The sequence below is a fragment of the Desulfobulbus oralis genome (assembly GCF_002952055.1).
GTDB classification, from domain to species: Bacteria; Desulfobacterota; Desulfobulbia; order Desulfobulbales; family Desulfobulbaceae; genus Desulfobulbus; species Desulfobulbus oralis.
Genome location: NZ_CP021255.1, coordinates 2324946 through 2342144, shown reverse-complemented (window position 1 = coordinate 2342144; position 17199 = coordinate 2324946). Strand labels below are relative to the sequence as shown.

Sequence of the window (17199 nt, the reverse complement as noted above, 5' to 3'; positions counted from 1 at the left end):
AAAGGGCGGTCCCAACAGGGCCGCCCTTTTGCCGTGTCTTTTCCGGCCCCTATTGCCTGCTGAAGCTCATACCCCTGTCACTTTCCCGGTGATCGATCAGGATATGGTCACCCTCCGCGAATTTGCCCTCCAGAATTTCAATGGCCAGGGGATCTTCGATTTCCCGCTGGATGGCCCGCTTCAAAGGCCGGGCGCCAAAGGCCGGATCATAGCCGGTATCAATCAGAAAGCGCTTGGCCTCTTTTGTGAGGGTGATCCTGAGCCTGCTTTCGCCCAGACGCCTGGCCAGGCGGTTCACCTGAATGTCCACAATCTGCAGGAGTTCCTCCCGACCCAGATCGTGGAAGGTGATAATTTCATCCACCCGGTTCAGAAACTCCGGCTTGAACTGCTGCCTGAGCAGCGTGTCCACCTGCTTGCGCATCTCGGCCGGATCGATCTGGCCCAGCTCCATGATGACATGGCTGCCGAGGTTGGAGGTCATGATCAGGATGCTGTTCTTGAAATCCACGGTCCGGCCCTTGCCATCGGTCATGCGGCCGTCGTCCAGCACCTGCAGGAGCACGTTGAACACATCCGGATGCGCCTTTTCGATTTCATCCAGAAGGATGACCGAATAGGGCCGCCGCCGCACCGCCTCGGTGAGCATCCCGCCCTCGTCGTAACCCACATAGCCCGGAGGCGCGCCAATCAGCCGGGCCACGCTGTGCCTTTCCATGTACTCCGACATGTCGATGCGGATCATGGCCTGTTCGGAATCAAAGAGGAAATCCGCGAGGCTTCTGGCCAGTTCGGTCTTGCCCACACCCGTGGGGCCCAGGAAGATGAAACTGCCGAGCGGCCGGTTCGGGTCCTGCAGACCGGCGCGGGCGCGGCGCACTGCATTGGCCACCGCCACGATGGCCTCTTTCTGGCCAATGACCCGCCGACCCAGAATGTCCTCGGCGTGCACCAGCTTTTCCTTTTCGCCTTCCAGCAGTTTATCCACCGGAATGCCGGTCCATTTGGCCACCACCGCTGCCACGTCTTCGGGGCTGACCTCCTCCTTCAGCATGCGCTGCTCGCCCTGGATTTCCGCCATGCGGGTCTTGGCCGTCTCCAGTTCCCTTTGCAGTTGCACAATGCGGCCGTAGCGGATTTCCGCCACCCTGCTCAGATCGCCGCTGCGCTCGGCACGCTGTTCCTCCATGCGGGCCTGATCGATTTTGGCCTTGATGTCGCGGATGGCCTGAATGCTCTCCTTTTCCAGCGTCCACTGGCCTTTCATGCCCTTCAGTTCATCATCCAGATCGGCCATTTCCTTCTGCACATGGCTGAGCCGTTCCCGGCTGGCCTTGTCGGTCTCCTTCTTGAGGGCCTCCTGCTCGATCTCCAGTTTGACCCGCCTGCGTTCAAGCTGATCGATTGCCGTGGGCATGGAGTCGATTTCCATGCGCAGACGGGAGGCGGCCTCGTCGATCAGATCGATGGCCTTGTCCGGCAGGAAACGGTCGGTGATGTAACGGCTGGACAGGGTGACCGCCGCCACCGTGGCCGCATCCTGAATGCGCACGCCATGATGCACCTCGTACTTTTCCTTGATACCGCGCAGAATGGCGATGGTGTCCTCCTCGCTCGGCTCCAGCACCAAGACCGGCTGGAAACGCCGCTCCAGGGCCGCGTCCTTTTCGATGTACTTGCGGTATTCGTCCAGCGTGGTGGCGCCCACGCAGTGCAGCTCGCCGCGGGCCAGGGCCGGCTTCAGCATGTTGGAGGCATCCATGGAGCCTTCGGCGGCGCCCGCTCCGACCAGCGTGTGGATCTCGTCGATAAAAAGGATGAGTTCGCCGGAGCGCTTCTCCACCTCTTTCAAAACCGCCTTGAGCCGGTCTTCGAATTCGCCCCGGTATTTGGCGCCGGCCACCAGAGCGCCCAGATCCAGGGCAATGACCTGCTTGCCTGCAAGCGAAGTCGGCACGTCGCCGTTCACAATGCGCAGCGCCAGCCCCTCCACAATGGCGGTCTTGCCCACGCCGGGCTCGCCGATGAGTACCGGGTTGTTCTTGGTGCGGCGGGACAGCACCTGTATGACCCGGCGGATTTCCTCGTCGCGGCCTATGACCGGATCCAGCTTGCCCAGGCGCGCCACATCGGTGAGATTGCGCCCATACTTTTCGAGCGCCTGGTATTTTTCTTCCGGATAGGGATCGGTGACCCGCTGGTTGCCGCGCACGCTCATCAGGGCCTTGAGGAAGTGCTCGCCGGTGATACCCAGCCTGTTCAGCGCCGCCGTGACCTTGAGGGAGGCATCTGCCAGCACGGTCAGGAAGAGGTGCTCCTGGCTGACGTATTCGTCCTGCATGCCGGCCGCGGTTTTGAAGGCCTGTTCCAGAAGCGACTGGAATTTCTGAGAAACATAGGTCTGCATCGCGCCGGCGCCGCTCACCTTGGGCAACTGGGCAATGCAGGCATTGACTTCGGCCAGCACCATGCTGGGCGTGAGACCCATCTTCTGTAAAACCGGCACCACCACACCGCCCGGCTGCTCCAAAAGCGCCTTGACCAGATGCTCGGGCTGCAATTCCTGATTGTGGCTGTTTTGGGCAATGCCCTGGGCAGCCTGAATGGCTTCCTGTGATTTGAGGGTAAATTTGTCAAGCTGCATGGCCTTCTCCTTATCTCCATGAAATAATTCAGTTAAATCCGGTGGATACCATAAGCGCGATGTGCATGCCGTCAAGTCCGGGCCCCGGAAAGACTGGCCATCCGGCATCGTCACAGGCGAGAAGCAACAGCAGCGGCGTAAAGTCATTGCGGAGCGCCGTTCTATTCGGTACACTTTTACGCCAGCAGTCACAGTTGCCTGTCTTATCCGCTCTCAACGCCCAGTGTTTCTCCATGCAGAAATCGTTCCTTTCCCTGTTTTGCCTGCTGCTGTTTGCAGCTCTGCTCGCGCCGCAATCCGGCTTTGGAAAACTAGTGGACCGCAATGTGGCCATTGTCAACGGCGACACCATTACGCTCCAGGAAGTCAACGAACTGGCCAAACCCTATTTCGACCAGATCCGGGCCAATGCGCCGCCGGACAAAGTCGCGGAGGACATGGCCAAGGCCCGGCGTCTGGTTCTGGAGCGGCTCATTGAAAAACGACTGGTGACGCAGGAGGCTTTGAAGCACAATTTCAAAGTCAGTGACGAGGAGCTGGAACGCGCCCTGCAGCAGCTCGTGAGCGACCGGAATCTCAACCATGAGGAATTTCAGAAAGAACTGGCCGCAATGGGCATGAGCGAAAAGCGGTACCGGGGCGAAGTGCGCGACCAGATTCTGAGCAGCAAGGTGATCAATGCGGAGCTGCGCTCGCGGATCCTGATTACGGACGAGCAAATCAGGGCCCGCCACCACAGCCGCGCCGGAGCCGCTGCAACAGCCCCTGCCGCCAACAGCTACCAGCTCCAGCAAATCGGTGTGACCTGGGGTCTGCCTGGCAGGAACGGCACGGTTCTGACCAGGGAGCAGGCCCGCGAAAAGGCGGAAGAGCTGAGAGAGGAGGCGCTTTCCGGCACCAGCTTTACGGATCTGGCCCGCAAACACTCCGATCTGCCCTCCGCCGAGGATGGCGGCACTCTGGGCAGCCTGAGCCTTGAGGAAATGGCCGGCCCCATCCGCGAAGCAGTGGCCAAACTGGAGCCCGGCGGCATCAGCGGGCTTGTGGAACAGGAGCCAAGTTTTCTGATTTTCAAACGCCTGGGCAGTGCTGAGGGGCAAAACGACGTACAGGCGGAAGAGCGGCTGAGCGGCATGCCCGGCCCCGAGGAAAAGGAGCGCATCCGGCAGGAACTGTACAAGGAGGAGCTGGACAGGCAGTACGACCAGTGGATGAAGACCTTGCGCAGCAAGGCCTATATCAAAATTTTCTAGGAACAGGGCATGCGGGACGATTCGTCTGGAAAGCAAACAAGCATTGCCCCCGTGCCGCCGTCTTTGGCTGAGTCCGCTGCCGGGGGGATACAGGCGGCTGCGGTGACGGCCGTACCGACAGTCGGATGGCTGCTGCGCCAGGAACGCCAGCGGCAGGGGCTGAGCCTGGACCGCATTTATGCGGCCATCCGTGTCACCCGGGGCAACCTTGCGGCCATCGAGGCTGACGATTACGAGCATTTGCCAGCCGATGCCTATACCAGCGCCTTTGTCGCCATGTATGCCCGCCAACTGGGACTGGACGGCAAGACATTGGCCCGGCAGTTTCTGCACGAGCGCGACAGTCATCAGGGCGGCCGCAAGCGCTGCTGGTTTTGGTTTCGTCGTTCGGATGTCAGCACACTGGCCGCTCCCATTCTGATAGCCCCTGCCGCAGCCGCTCTGGCCCTCTTGTCGACCATCATGTTGACCATGGTCATTTTCTGCGGCTATACCGGCTGGAATCCTCTGGCTTACTTCTGGGGCCAACTGCGGGCGACTGCCGTGCCGGAACAGAGCTATCATCCCGCCCATCCCGGCACCAGCGTGGCAGCCACCGCCAAGGCCATCAATCTGGAGGCGCATTTCCTGAAGGATACGGAGGTCGTGCTGCAACTGGACAACGGCAACGAGGTGCGGGCCATCTACACCCGGGCCAGTACCGCCAACTGGGAGGCCGATGCCAGCCTCAGCATCGAGTTCGCGGAACCCTCCAGCGCGGTATTGCGCCTCAACGGCCAGCCCCTGGGCTTTCCATTGTCCAAAAACGGTCATTACAAGATCCGGCTCAGGGTGGCCCCTGCCGCATCATGAGCCTCGTCGCAAGTGAGGGCTTGATGCTCCGCATAGCCCCGCACGGCGAAAGCGACAAGCTGGCAACCTGGTACGACGCCCGTCTGGGCCGGGTCACGGCCATTGCCAAAGGCGCACAGAAGAGCAAAAAGCGCTTCATGAACAAACTGGAGCCCTTTTCGCAGCTCCGCCTCTTCTGGCGACCGCCCCGGAGTCCCTCTGGTCTGTACTTTCTGGAAGACGCCGAGCTTGTGCGCCCGGGCCTTGCGCTTCGCCGGGAATATCCCCGCTTTCTGGCCGCAAGCTGCATTGCCGAACTCTGTCTCCGCTTCACCCGCGAACTGGACGCCGATCCCCGGGTCTTCCAGCTCCTGGTCTGGGCCGTGGATGCCGTGACCGGCCAGAGCCGCTTCTTTCGCTATCCCCTGTTCTTCCAACTGAAGCTGCTGGAACTGGCCGGCTATACGCCCAATCTGTCCGTATGCCACCGCTGCGGCCGGCCCCTGACCGGTCCGGCCTGCTTTGATCCGGGCCGGCAGGAACCCGGCGGCGCCATTCTGGTGTGCCAGCGCTGTCTGCCAGGGCCACCGAAAGCGGCCCTGTCTCTGCAAAGCATCCGCATGGCCGGCTATGCCCAGCACAGCAGTCTGGACAGCCTGCACAAACTCCAGGCGCCATCGCGCTGTCTGGTGGAAGCTCTGGACCTGCTGCATGCGTACTCCCAGTGCCTGCTGCAGAGCGACCTGCACGCCTGGCCAGTGCTCAGACGGCTGCTTGCGGGGGAGGGCGCCGGCTCCGAAACCAGGGCTTCAATCATGCTTGACAGGCACGGGAAAGTGCTCTAAGCAGGGGCAGACTGCGGGTCTGCCCGATGAAGCCCTGCCATTTTCGCCCATCCATCTGTGCCCCGCCGCATATCCGCAGGTTCGGGCCGTCTCTTCATTGTCATCATGAATCGTTCCGGTTTTATCATCACCGTGCTCATGGGCTGTCTGACAGCCCTGCTGTGGCACATGGTCAACGCGCCCAACATGGAACCCCCCTGGCCGGAGACCATTCAGGGCTTTTCCTTTTCGCCCTATCATGGCGAAGAAACCCCCATCAAGCACATCCTGCCCACTGTCGAGGAAATAGACGCCGATCTGGCTCTGCTGGCAGGCAAGACCCACGCGGTGCGCACCTACAGTGTCGAGGGCACGCTCGCGGAAATCCCCCGACTGGCGGCAAAGCACGGCATCAACGTCACCCTGGGCGCGTGGATCGACACTGACCGGGAAAACAATGAAAGGCAGATCGCCCGGCTGACCGAGGTGTACCGCCAGAATTACCAGAACATCGTGCGGGTCATTGTCAGCAACGAGGTACTGCTCCTCGAGAAGATCACGCTCCAGGAGACCATCGACTACATCAGGCGGGTCAAGGAAAAGGTGTGGGCTCCGGTGAGCGTCGCCGAACCCTGGCATATCTGGCTGAAATATCCGGATCTGGTGGACAAGGTGGATTTCATCGCCGTCCACCTGTTGCCCTACTGGGAAAACATCCCCAACGAGCATGCCCTGGACTACTGCATCAAGCAGTACAACAAGCTCAAGGCAGCCTACCCGGACAAGCCTATTATCATCGGCGAAATCGGCTGGCCCAGCGCGGGGCGCATCAGAAACGGCGCAGTGCCCTCGGTGGCGAACGAGGCCACCTTTCTCCGCCGCTTCCTCAAATATGCCCAGGAACAGGGCTACACCTACTACCTGATGGAGGCCTTTGACCAGCGCTGGAAGGGCCTGGAGCTGGAAGGCCAGGCAGGCGCCTACTGGGGCGTCTACAACGACAAGCGCCAGCCCAAGTTCGAGTTCACCCAGCCGGTTCAGCGTCTGCCCCAGTGGCGGACGCTGGCGATTCTGAGCGTGGCCTTTGCCACCCTGCTGCTGCTCTGTCTCTTCCGGGACAGCCGGGGCCTTTTGGCCCGGGGCCGCGAGTTTTTGGCCCTGGTTGCCTATGCCATCGCCACCTTTGCCGTGTGGCTGGTCTACGATTTCCAGCGCCAGTATCTGACCATGTCTTCCCTGGTGGTGGGCATCATGCTGCTGGTTGCCGCCTCCGGAGCGATCTTGGTGATCCTGGCCGAGGCCCACGAATGGGCCGAGGCGCTCTGGATCCGCAAATGGCATCGCCTGCCATCGGCCGGGCCGCAGCACGTGCCCGACCAGGACTTGCCCTTTGTCTCTGTGCATGTGCCCTGCTACAACGAGCCGCCGGACATGTTGAAGCAGACGCTTTTGGCCCTGAGCCGGCTCGACTATCCGCGCTTCGAGGTGCTGGTCATTGACAACAACACCAAGAGGGAAGAGGTCTGGCAACCGGTCGCAGCCTACTGTAAGGAACTGGGCCGCCGCTTCCGTTTCTACCATGTGGACCCGCTCTCCGGCTTCAAGGCCGGAGCGCTCAACTTCGCCCTGCGTCATACGGCTGCAGACGCCGAAGTGGTGGCAGTCATCGACAGCGACTATCAGGTTTCCCCCCAGTGGCTGCGCACCCTGTGCCCGCAGTTTGCCCAGCCGAACATGGCCATCGTGCAGGCCCCGCAGGACTACCGGGATGGCGACGAGAACGCCTTCAAGGCCATGTGTCTGGCCGAATACCGCGGTTTCTTCGAGATCGGCATGATTACCAGAAACGAACGCAACGCCATTATCCAGCACGGCACCATGACCATGGTGCGCAGGAGCGTGCTGGAGGAGGTGGGCGGCTGGTCGGAGTGGTGCATCACCGAGGACGCAGAGCTGGGCCTGCGTATCTTCGAGCGCGGCTACGAGGCAAGCTATCTGCCGCGCACCCTGGGGCGCGGCCTCATGCCCGATACCTTTGTGGATTACAAAAAACAGCGTTTCCGCTGGGCCTACGGCTCGGTGCTCATCCTGCGCCACCACCTCATGGAGATACTGGGCCTGAAGCCGAGCAGGCTCACAAGCGGTCAGCGCTATCATTTTCTGGCCGGTTGGCTGCCCTGGTTTGCCGACGGCGTCAACATGCTCTTCAATCTGCTGGCCATCGGCTGGACCCTGGGCATGGCGATTTTTCCCGAGAATACCACGCCGCCGCATATCATCTTTGCCTGCCTGCCCGTGGCGCTTTTCTTTTTCAAAAGCCTGAAAATGCTTTTCCTCTACCGGCAGCGTGTTGCCGCCTCCTGGCGGCAGAGCCTGAGCGCCGGTCTGGCCGGTCTGGCCCTGTCGCACACCATTGCCCGCGCCATGCTGACCGGTTTCATCACCCGCGGCATTGGCTTTTTCCGCACGCCCAAGAAGGCCCAGGCCAATGCCCTCATGAAGGCCCTGGCCGACGCCCGGGAGGAAGCACTTTTTGCCACGGCGCTGCTGCTTGGCATCCTTGCGCTGCTGACCGTGCGAAAAGACGCGATGATGCTGGATGTCAGGGTGTGGTGCGCCATGCTGGCCATCCAGGCCGTACCCTATCTGGCGGCGGTGCTGGTTTCCCTGATCAGCGGCATGCCAGGGCTGCCGGCCAGGATCGTGGGCGTGCTGTCGCCCTTGCACGGTGTGCCGCCGGAGCAAAAGCAAAGTGCAGAGGCACAACAGGAGGAGGTCGAAGTCCAGGATGCCTCTCCGCCGGCAGCGAGTGGGAACACAAGCCGGGCAGGGAAGGAACACCCGACGGACAGGCCGGACGCCACTCGGGCAGACTGAAATCCGGCTCCGCAATCGAGCGGAAAGGGCGGCTCATAGGAGCCGCCCTTTTTTTTTGTCTTTCGCACCCTGTGTGCCGGGAGCGCGAATGTTCCGCTACTGCCCCCGAATCAGCTCCAGAAGCTCCTCCAGGCCGATGCGGGCGCTGATCATAAGACCCGCCAATACCCCGGGTCGTAAAGCGGTGTCTGCAGGGCTGTCGTGCCTTTTTCCGGAGAGGTGCGGCAAGGGGGAATAAAATATTGAAAATTTAGAAGAATAGTTTTATAGTCTGAAAAACGTCCGCTTCCTTCGGACAAATATTGCACCATCCCATGGGAGGATCAATTATGCGAAGACGGCAGTGTTACAGATGGGCGCTTGTCCTGCTGGCCACAGTTGGCACAGCGGCGGCCACGGGCTGCACTGCGGCAGATGGGCTGCAGGGAGAGCAGGGCAGGCCGCAGCCGCAGCAGGAGTGGGAACAGAAAAAGAACGCGCGGACTCAGCGGATTGTAGAGGCGATCCGTTGTCGGGAGGCAGAGCCGGCCCTGAGTGACGGCGAACTTTTTGCCCGCGCCATGCAGGACTATTGGCAACGCGAGATGCACGCGCTGTGGGGGAAGGACGAGTCGCTGAACCATAACTATCCCGGCGCGAACGGCAATATCCACGTGACAGACAGCGACTGCGGCCTGATTCGGGACACAGCGGGCCAGCCCCTGCACATTGAGCGGGACACCTGCTATCCCTTTCGGCTTGATAAGTATAACACGCTGGACAGGCTGACGGAACGCCTCAAGGCTGTGCCCGAGTTCGGGGCGAAACATGGCTTTGACCAGCCGGGCAGGCATGCGGGGGGCTGGATCTACGATGCGATTGTGGGGGAACTCCTGCAGGGCAGGGTCAGTCATCCGGACAGGGAACAGTTGTATCTGCCGGAACATGCGGACGGCCGGGCGAATTTTGCGGTGCTCTTCAAGCGTGGCAGCTCCATCCGCTGGTACGGACCAGACTGTTGCCGTCTGGTGAACCGTGATGAGGCCGAGGCTGAAGTACAGGACCTGCGCAGACGGCTTGCACAGTGGATCATCGATGCGGATGTATTTGATGATTCCTACCTGTCGCCCGAGTTACGGAAGACGCTCGATATGGGGAAACTGCGTTTTCTGCGGGTCAGCTACCACGACGTGGACTTCACGCTGGATGCAGGTCAGGGCGGGGCGTATGCCCTGGCCAGGGGCAGGGTGGACAACTTCAATCTGGACGTCACCAAGTACTATTTCGTGTCGTCCTGCGGGCAAATTACCTGCGTGTGGGAGGGCAGTGGACCATGCAGTCAACAGTAAAACGCGGAATTCTGGCAATGGTGCTGGCCCTGACGGCTGCCGCGCTCTCTTCCTGTGGCGTGGCCTACCTGAGCAGGTATGCGCTCGTTCCTCTGGTGCTCCCGGTGAGGGTCCAGATGCCTATTGACCTGTCCCAGGCGGGCAGTGTGGCGGAAAGCGAATTTATTGTGAAGGTGCCTGACGTATACCGGATGCAGTTGAATTTTGAGACCAGCAGGGACAAAGAGAACAACGAAGTCTCGAAGTACCTGGGCGACCTTTGGGGCGACTGCACTAAGGGAGCGGGGACCATTATCCCCTTGCATCTGACGGTCAGCAAAAAGACGGCGGGCGGGACGAAAGCCATAATGGATGAATATATCCATGAAGCATACGAAAAGGCCAGCCTGAGCCGGACAATGGACCTGGGACCCGGCCGATACAGGATACGGCTGACCAACCTGCTCGCGCACCGACATTTGCAATATGTACCTGTCACGGTGACCCTGACCTATTACCGCTACAAGTAAGCTCGGGGGCTAGGGCGGCGCTGGTTCCTCGCCGGGCCTAGCGGCCCCGAATCAGCTCCAGGAGCTCCTCCAGGCCGATGCGGGCACTCACATCGGCGCCTTCGAGAAGCGAATGGGCCAGATCGCGCTTCTCGTGGTGCAGTTGCACGATTTTCTCTTCAATGGTGCCCACGGTCACCAGGCGGTACACGGTCACCGGCCGGGTCTGGCCGATACGGTGCGCCCGGTCGGCGGCCTGATCCTCCACCGCCGGATTCCACCATGGATCCATGTGGATCACGTAATCGGCGGCAGTCAGATTCAGCCCCAGACCACCGGCCTTGAGACTGATGAGGAAAAGAGGCGCCGCGCCGGACTGGAAGGCTTTGACCTGACGCTCGCGCTGGGCCGCGGCGGTTGAACCGTCCAGATAGCAGTACCTGATGCTCCGGCCATCCAGATGCTGGCGCAAGAGCGCGAGGTGACCGGTAAACTGGCTGAACACCAGGGCCCTGTGGCCGCCGCCGACCAGCTCGTCCACCAGATCCGAAAAGGCCTGCTCCTTGCTGGAGCTGGTTTCCGTGCTCTCGTCCACCAGTTTCGGGTGGCAGCAGGCCCGCCGAAGCCGCATGATTTCGGCAAGAATCCGGATCTGGCGCACCGCCTGATCCCGGTCGTTTTCGATGTTTTCCAGCGCCTGCTGCCTCAGTGCCTCGTAGAAGTTCCGTTCGGCCTGGCTGAGTTCGATCCGCAGCGTGACTTCGGTGCGGGGCGGCAGCTCATCCAGCACCTCGGCCTTGATGCGGCGGAGCATGAAGGGCTGGATGAGTTTTTTCAGCATCTTCCGGGCCGTCCGGTCGCGGTGCTTTTCAATGGGGATGCCGAAGCGGCGGTTGAACTGCTTGAAGGTGCCGAGCAGCCCCGGATTGATGAAGGCAAAGAGGTTCCACAATTCGCCCAGATGGTTTTCAATCGGCGTGCCCGTGGTAATCAGGCGGAAGGCGCCGTTGAGCTGCATGGCCGCCTGGGAGCGTTTGGTGGCCGCATTCTTGATGGCCTGGGCCTCGTCCAGCACGATCGTCTGCCAGCGCACCGACGCGAGCAGCTTCCGTTCCTGCTGCAGGAGGGTGTAGCTGGCAATCAGCACCTCGAAGGGGGCAAAGGCGCCGGCGCTGCCCCTGGGCATTTCGGCCAGCATCCGCATGGACAGCGTGGGGGCAAAACGGCGAATCTCGGCCTGCCAGTTCATGCACACCGAGGTCGGCGCAACCACCAGGCTCGGCCCGTCCTTGGCACGGGAGAGGATCAGAGCCAGTGACTGCAAGGTCTTGCCCAGGCCCATGTCATCGGCCAGACAGGCCCCGAAGCCCATGGCCGCCATGCGGCTCATCCAGACAAAGCCTTCCTTCTGGTAGTCACGCAGACAGGCTTTGAGCGTGGCGGGCGGTTCCGGTTCGAAATGCTCCAGGCTGTGCACCGCCTGCTGCCGTTTCTGCCACTCCCTGTCCGCCGTGGTTTGGGCGCTGCGGCCCAGCTCCTCCAGCGCCGGCGCGGCCAGAGCGTGCACGCGGATGCCGTCCTTGCCGCTGTCCAGGGTTCCGTAATACAACAGCTCGTCCAGCCGCCTGCGAAACTCCTGGGTCAGGGCCAGAAACTGCCCCCTGCCCAGCGGGATAAAGCGGCTTTTCGACTGCCGGGCCTGTTCCAGAAGAAAACGGAGTTCCACCACGGTGGCCTCGTCCACCTGCACCTGGCCGGAAAAGGAAAACCAGTCCTGCTGCATGGTGCGGATGTTCAGGTTGAGCAGCGTCGTGCCCACGCTCCGGCGGATGGCGAGCTTTTCGCCTTCCGGCCATTCCAGCATCACCCGGTCGCGGATGGCGTCCAGTTCCAACAGCACCTGCAGGCATTCGTCCGGCTCGGCAAGGAACCACTCCTGCCGGATCCCGGATTCCATGTCCGTCGCCAGATCCAGCATGGGGCAGCTTTCCTCCACCTCACGCGCCCGTTCGAGTTCTGCCTTGAGATCGCGTTTGGCCTTGAGCCGCTTGCCGTCGATTTCGGCGATGAGATTGGCCGCACCGGCTCCGGGCTTGAGGTAGGGGCCTTTGTCGCCAAAGGGCCGTACAAAGAGATCGACCCGGAAGCCCATGCCCAGCGGAATGATCTGCAGATGCGGCGTGGCGTCGCCCTGCAGCTCCGGCAGCACGGCATCCGCGCCGGGCATGTCGATGGCCGAATGCACCGTCATGAAGGAGGCCAGCCTGCCGATGGTGGCCAGCACCTCGGCACTGGCGGAAAGCGGCACCCAAAGGCCCTGTGGCCCGGTGATGGCCGCCACCCGGCGGTGCTCCTCGCGGATGCGCACCACCTTGAAGCGGGTTGCGGTCTCCGGCCACACGCTGAACCGCTCCCGACCAACCGGCGAAGAAAAGTGCAGGAACAGCGAATCGCCCCGCCGTTCCACCATCAGTTCCGGCTCGGCTGCCACGATTTCCACCTGGACCCGGGGCGATTCCCGAAGGAAGACCAGCGGATGGCCGATCAGGGCCGGCAGGGCCTGTTCCGGGTCAAAGGCCCATTCCTGGTTGCTCGGGCCGCTTCCGGGCTGTAGCGGCTTCAGGGCCGCGCGCAGCTCGCAGTCCTGCTGGGTGAACCAGGGCTGCGTCTCGGCGGCCAGCCGGGCCAGAGGAATGGCCCGGCCCGCGCTCCAGCGGCCCTGGGCACTCCGGCGCTGCTCCTTGGGCAGGAGCGCCAGCGCGCCGTTTTGGTAGTCCACGAACCAGGCCAGACGTCTGGAGGCGTCCGGTGGCTGCACCGCGTGCAGGGCTTCGATCAGCCCGGCCAGGCTGTGCTGCCAGTCGGCATCGGGCTTGAAGAGCCGGCACAGGGCCGGAGGAGAGCCGGCATCGCGGAAGCCTGCCGCAGCGGACGCAGCTTCCAGGCCCAGGGCCTCCAGCAGGGTTGCGGCTTCCCCGGCCAGCCAGCAATAGCCAGCCGCTGCCGCCTCCTGCGCGATCTGCTGCAGGCGCTGCAGAAATTCCGGGGCGATCTCCACGCCGAGCCAGTAGAAGACGATCAGTGCCAGAACCAGGGCGCTGCGGCGCTCCTCTGCAGCCAGGGCAGAGGAGAGGGACAGAAGATCCGGCCGTTCACCCAGAAGATGGTCGCAGAAGGCGGACAGACAGCGGAGCGGCAGGGTCTCGGGTCCGTCTGCACCTGCCCGGGCCAGCATCTGCACGAGCATCGCCCGCGCCAGGGCGAGCCTGTCCTGATCGCCTGCATGGAGGAGGCAAAGCACAGAGAAGAAACCGGGCAGGCCGAACAGGACGGGCGTTTTGCTCTTGAGCAGGCGGCCCAAAAAATTCAGGTCCTGCTGAAACAGCTCCCGAGCCCGCCCGATCTGGCCGGCCAGCAGGGCCACCGTGCCGGCAAGGCCGGTGCCGGCAAAGATTTCGCCGTCATGCTGCAGCAGTTGGGCAAGGGCCTCGTTTTTGCCCTGCATGATGTAGAGCGTGGCCAGCAGCCGAAGAAAAGGAATCCGTTCGGCATGGGCGATGCGGGCCGGCACCTCGTTCTGCAGATAGTTGCTGATGTCCGGCAGGGCGGTCAGCGTGGCGATGCCCGCATGCACCAGATGATCCAGCAGGAGGAATTGCAGGAAAACCGGCATGGCGGCAAACCAGGCCGGGTCAAAGGCGCAGGTGAGAATCTGGATGAGCGTTGGCATCTCCGCCGCCAGTGCGCGGCACTCGCCCTGTGCCAGAAAGGCCAACGCGTCCTCGATCATCTGGCTGTTCTGGCTGTACAGGCCGATACGGAACTGCCTGAGGGCCCGCCAGTAGCGGGCCTGCAGGCGGCCGTGCTGGTACTCCATGGGTGCGCTCTGCTCCACAAAGGCGACCAGCCGGGCAAAGCGCTTTTCCCGTATGCTCTGGCGCACCAAAAGCTCGGCCAGCACCGGATCGCACTGGTTTTGCCCGGAGAGAAAGCCCTGACGCCGGAGCTGGGTCAGGCTGGCGGAGATTTCGTCGTAGCGCACGCGGCGTTCGCCCAGAAAAAACTGGTGCAAGGCCATATAGGCACGGCAAAGGAAACTGGTGGACACCGGTTCATAGATGATGGCCGCCAGTTGCAGCAGAAGCCGTTCCTCATCCCGCAGGGCACCGGTTTGTGCGAAAAGGTCTTGGGGATTGTCGCTGACCATGCCTTGCCACTGCACCGGGGACAGGAAAACGCCAAAACGCGCGATGATGATTCGGGGCCGTCTGCCCCGGAGGCAGACGGCCACACGAAAACTTTACTTGAGCATTTCGGGATTGACCCAGATTTTGCTGCCCTGGCGCACCTGATTCAGCCAGTCGTTGAACATCTGGTTGCGTTTGGCCTGCAGAATCTGCGCCTGCAAACCCTGACGGAACTGGCTGGCCTCAGGCAAGTTCCCCTGGCGGAGGGCCACGATCTGATAGACCAGCAACCGATCGCCTGCATCCACAGGTTCGGCAGGCAGCCGGCTTTTGCCGATCTGGCTGAAGACGTCCTGCAGCACAAGCGGCGACAGCTCGCCTGCCGGTGTGTTGCGCTGGAGGAAATCGCTTGTCTGCACCGCTACGCCCTGCGGCCATTTGCCATCCTTTTCGAGGGCCTTCAGGGCGTCATCAGCCGCCTTGCGCGCCAGTTCGGCGCTTTTGGCCTGAGTGAAGTCGGCCACCACCTGCGCTTTGATCTCCTCCAGAGGCGGCACCCCCACCTGCTTCACATCATCGGCGGAGAAGATGGCATAGCCCTCCGTGCCCTCGACAATGGAGCTGAGTTCTCCCTTGCCGAGCGCAAAGGCCGCCTTGGCAAAGGCCGGATCGCGCAGCAGAGCCAGATTGTCCGGCACATTCTTCTGGGCAATATAGCCGGTATGCCCTATGGCTGCGCCGCCCTCGCCGTACTTTACGAGACCGCCGGCACCCACGACCGCCTCATAGGCGGCGCTTGCCTGTTTGAAGGCCGCAGCGCGGGCCTTTTGCCGGGCCAGCAGGCGCCCGATCTCTGCCCGTTTTTCCTCAAGCGTCGGCGTCTTTTCCGGCAGAATTTCCTCAACCCTGATGATGTGATAGCCAAAGGGGCTGGCCACCACCCCGCTTGTTTCCCCGCTTTTCAGCCCAAAGGCCACGGTCTCGAACTCGGGCACCAGCCGGCCGCGGGGCATGAAGCCCAGATCGCCGCCCTTGCCCTTGCCAGCTGGATCTTCCGTGTAGGTATTGGCCAGTTCAGAAAAATCGCCGCCCGCCTTCACCAGATCGAGCACCCGATTCGCGCTGTCCTTTTTGGCTGCCCGCACAGCCTCGGAATCCTCCTCGCCAAAACGGAACAGGATGTGCCGCAGATGCCGCTCTTCCGGCCTACGCCAGTCCTGGGCGTGCTCACCGTAGTAGGCCCGAATTTCCTCTTCACTGGCCGCCGTCCCTTCCGTGCCCGCGGCAAAGGGAAAGAAGAGATAGCTCAGGCTGTACTGCGGCGCGGGCCGGTACTGCTCCTTCCTGTCCTTGAACCAGGCGGCCAGCGCCTTGTCATCTGCCTGCACCCTGTCGCGAAAGGCTTCCGCCGCGAAGGCGGCCCAGGCCACCCTGAGCTCCAGAGCGGCAAAGCTCAGCCACTGTTCGAGTTCCTGATCCGAAACCTCCGCAAAATCGGTAATGGCGGCCATGACCCGGTCACGCAGCAGATCGGCCCGCAACCCGTCTTCAAACGAGGTTTCGGCCAGCCTGTTTTTCGCCAGCACCTCCCTGTAGACCGCCAAATCGAAACGGCCATCCTTCCGGAAGGCCGGAATGGCGGCCACCGCCCTTTGCACCTCGGCGTCGCTGATCACGATGCCCAGCTCGCCGGCTCCTTTCTGCACCAGTGCCTTCTGTACCAGTTGCCGGATGGCCTGCTGCCTGATGGCCGCGGTGTTCATCTGACTTTCCGGCACCTGCCCGCCGAACTGCTGCCTGTAGCTCTCCAGGAGATTGTTATAGGTGCGGTTAAAGGCAGCGGCGGAGATTTCTTGACCATCCACCGTGGCCACCCTGCCGCCGCCAGGGCCAAGGTTGGTGCCCACCCCCCAGAAGACAAAAACCACCACGATGATCAGAAGGGCCGCCAGAAGCAGGGGCGAACGCACGTGATTGCGGATACTGCGTAGCATGAAATGACCTCGGAACAGTGACAAAGATGAGCCCGGAAACGACAAGGGCCGCATTATGGGCCATTTATTCTGAAGTTACCAGCGAAAAATAGGGGCAGCGTCCGGGCCCGTCGCCAACGGGAAAAAAAGAGCCCCTGCGCTTGACAAAGATAGTGGCGTATAGTAGAGACGATATCCAAGTTTGTTTTGGCTACTTTTGACACTACTATCAAAATTAGGCTTGGAGGATGTCATGGCGACGCTTGAGCACAACGGCAAAACCTATGAAGTTGACGAAGATGGTTTCCTGATCAAGGGCAACGAAGAATGGGATGAGAACTGGGTTGACTACGTAAAGAAAGTGGAAGGCATCTCTGAGGTCACCGACGAGCATCAGAAGGTTATCGATGCCTTGCAGGAATACTACAAGAAGAACGGTATCGCTCCCATGGTCCGCATCCTGTCCAAAACGACCGGCTTCCCGCTGAAGCGCATCTATGAGCTGTTCCCGTCGGGCCCCGGCAAAGGAGCCTGCAAAATGGCCGGCCTGCCCAAACCGACTGGTTGCGTCTGATGTGACGCCGCTTTTGTTTCTGGTCAAAAAGCCGCCTGGAAATCGGGCGGCTTTTTTTGTGCTGTCTCAGCCCTGTCCTTTTGCAGATCAGGGGGCAGAAGAATCCGGGCATGAAACCCCTGCGCGCGACGGCGCCCACTGACGCGCCCCCTGGCAGCGGAAGAGTGTGGAGTTTTTTTGAACCGTGGCGGAGGCCGGCAGGGCCCCTGTCCCGGGCAGG

The 17199-nt window shown here is 61.8% G+C and carries 10 protein-coding genes; 7 read left to right on the top strand and 3 right to left on the bottom strand.

Annotated features, from left to right (window positions below):
• Positions 1–49: 49 nt before the first annotated feature.
• On the bottom strand, positions 50–2644 hold the full coding sequence (gene clpB / locus CAY53_RS10345) for an ATP-dependent chaperone ClpB (protein WP_104937033.1): 2595 nt from the start codon (positions 2642–2644) through the stop codon (positions 50–52).
• A gap of 233 nt (positions 2645–2877) precedes the next feature.
• Between clpB and CAY53_RS10340 the strand changes: the two genes are divergently transcribed.
• From CAY53_RS10340 to CAY53_RS10315, 6 genes are all read left to right on the top strand, one after another.
• Positions 2878–3897 (top strand): peptidylprolyl isomerase, encoded by a 1020-nt coding sequence (locus CAY53_RS10340; protein ID WP_181040275.1) that lies wholly within the window; start codon positions 2878–2880, stop codon positions 3895–3897.
• Positions 3898–3906: 9 nt separating this feature from the next.
• Positions 3907–4749, top strand: a complete 843-nt coding sequence (locus CAY53_RS10335; protein WP_104937031.1) for a helix-turn-helix domain-containing protein — start codon at positions 3907–3909, stop codon at positions 4747–4749.
• Positions 4746–5573 (top strand): DNA repair protein RecO, encoded by an 828-nt coding sequence (recO, locus tag CAY53_RS10330; RefSeq protein ID WP_104937030.1) that lies wholly within the window; start codon positions 4746–4748, stop codon positions 5571–5573. The genes CAY53_RS10335 and recO overlap by 4 nt, the downstream gene beginning before the upstream one ends.
• A gap of 105 nt (positions 5574–5678) precedes the next feature.
• Positions 5679–8429, top strand: coding sequence for a glycosyltransferase (locus CAY53_RS10325; protein ID WP_104937544.1), 2751 nt, complete (start codon positions 5679–5681; stop codon positions 8427–8429).
• A gap of 329 nt (positions 8430–8758) precedes the next feature.
• Positions 8759–9757 (top strand): hypothetical protein, encoded by a 999-nt coding sequence (locus CAY53_RS10320; protein WP_104937029.1) that lies wholly within the window; start codon positions 8759–8761, stop codon positions 9755–9757.
• Between the two features lie 17 nt (positions 9758–9774).
• On the top strand, positions 9775–10266 hold the full coding sequence (locus tag CAY53_RS10315; RefSeq protein ID WP_104937028.1) for a DUF5625 family protein: 492 nt from the start codon (positions 9775–9777) through the stop codon (positions 10264–10266).
• A gap of 37 nt (positions 10267–10303) precedes the next feature.
• Here the strand turns inward: CAY53_RS10315 and CAY53_RS10310 are convergent, their stop codons facing one another.
• Both CAY53_RS10310 and CAY53_RS10305 read right to left on the bottom strand, forming a co-directional pair.
• Positions 10304–14536, bottom strand: coding sequence for a DEAD/DEAH box helicase (locus CAY53_RS10310; RefSeq protein WP_245874808.1), 4233 nt, complete (start codon positions 14534–14536; stop codon positions 10304–10306).
• Positions 14537–14545: 9 nt separating this feature from the next.
• On the bottom strand, positions 14546–16426 hold the full coding sequence (locus CAY53_RS10305) for a SurA N-terminal domain-containing protein (protein WP_181040274.1): 1881 nt from the start codon (positions 16424–16426) through the stop codon (positions 14546–14548).
• 232 nt (positions 16427–16658) lie between these two features.
• Here CAY53_RS10305 and CAY53_RS10300 point away from each other — a divergent pair, with 232 nt between their 5' ends.
• Positions 16659–16979, top strand: a complete 321-nt coding sequence (locus CAY53_RS10300) for a TusE/DsrC/DsvC family sulfur relay protein (RefSeq protein ID WP_104937026.1) — start codon at positions 16659–16661, stop codon at positions 16977–16979.
• The last annotated feature ends 220 nt before the right edge of the window (positions 16980–17199 follow it).

Excerpts from the sequence above, each read along its gene's own strand:
- clpB (WP_104937033.1), bottom strand. The coding sequence starts at position 2,644 with ATGCAGCTTGACAAATTTACCCTCAAATCACAGGAAGCCATTCAGGCT.
- CAY53_RS10340 (WP_181040275.1), top strand. The coding sequence starts at position 2,878 with ATGCAGAAATCGTTCCTTTCCCTGTTTTGCCTGCTGCTGTTTGCAGCT.
- CAY53_RS10335 (WP_104937031.1), top strand. The coding sequence starts at position 3,907 with ATGCGGGACGATTCGTCTGGAAAGCAAACAAGCATTGCCCCCGTGCCG.
- recO (WP_104937030.1), top strand. The coding sequence starts at position 4,746 with ATGAGCCTCGTCGCAAGTGAGGGCTTGATGCTCCGCATAGCCCCGCAC.
- CAY53_RS10325 (WP_104937544.1), top strand. The coding sequence starts at position 5,679 with ATGAATCGTTCCGGTTTTATCATCACCGTGCTCATGGGCTGTCTGACA.
- CAY53_RS10320 (WP_104937029.1), top strand. The coding sequence starts at position 8,759 with ATGCGAAGACGGCAGTGTTACAGATGGGCGCTTGTCCTGCTGGCCACA.
- CAY53_RS10315 (WP_104937028.1), top strand. The coding sequence starts at position 9,775 with ATGGTGCTGGCCCTGACGGCTGCCGCGCTCTCTTCCTGTGGCGTGGCC.
- CAY53_RS10305 (WP_181040274.1), bottom strand. The coding sequence starts at position 16,426 with ATGCTACGCAGTATCCGCAATCACGTGCGTTCGCCCCTGCTTCTGGCG.
- CAY53_RS10300 (WP_104937026.1), top strand. The coding sequence starts at position 16,659 with ATGGCGACGCTTGAGCACAACGGCAAAACCTATGAAGTTGACGAAGAT.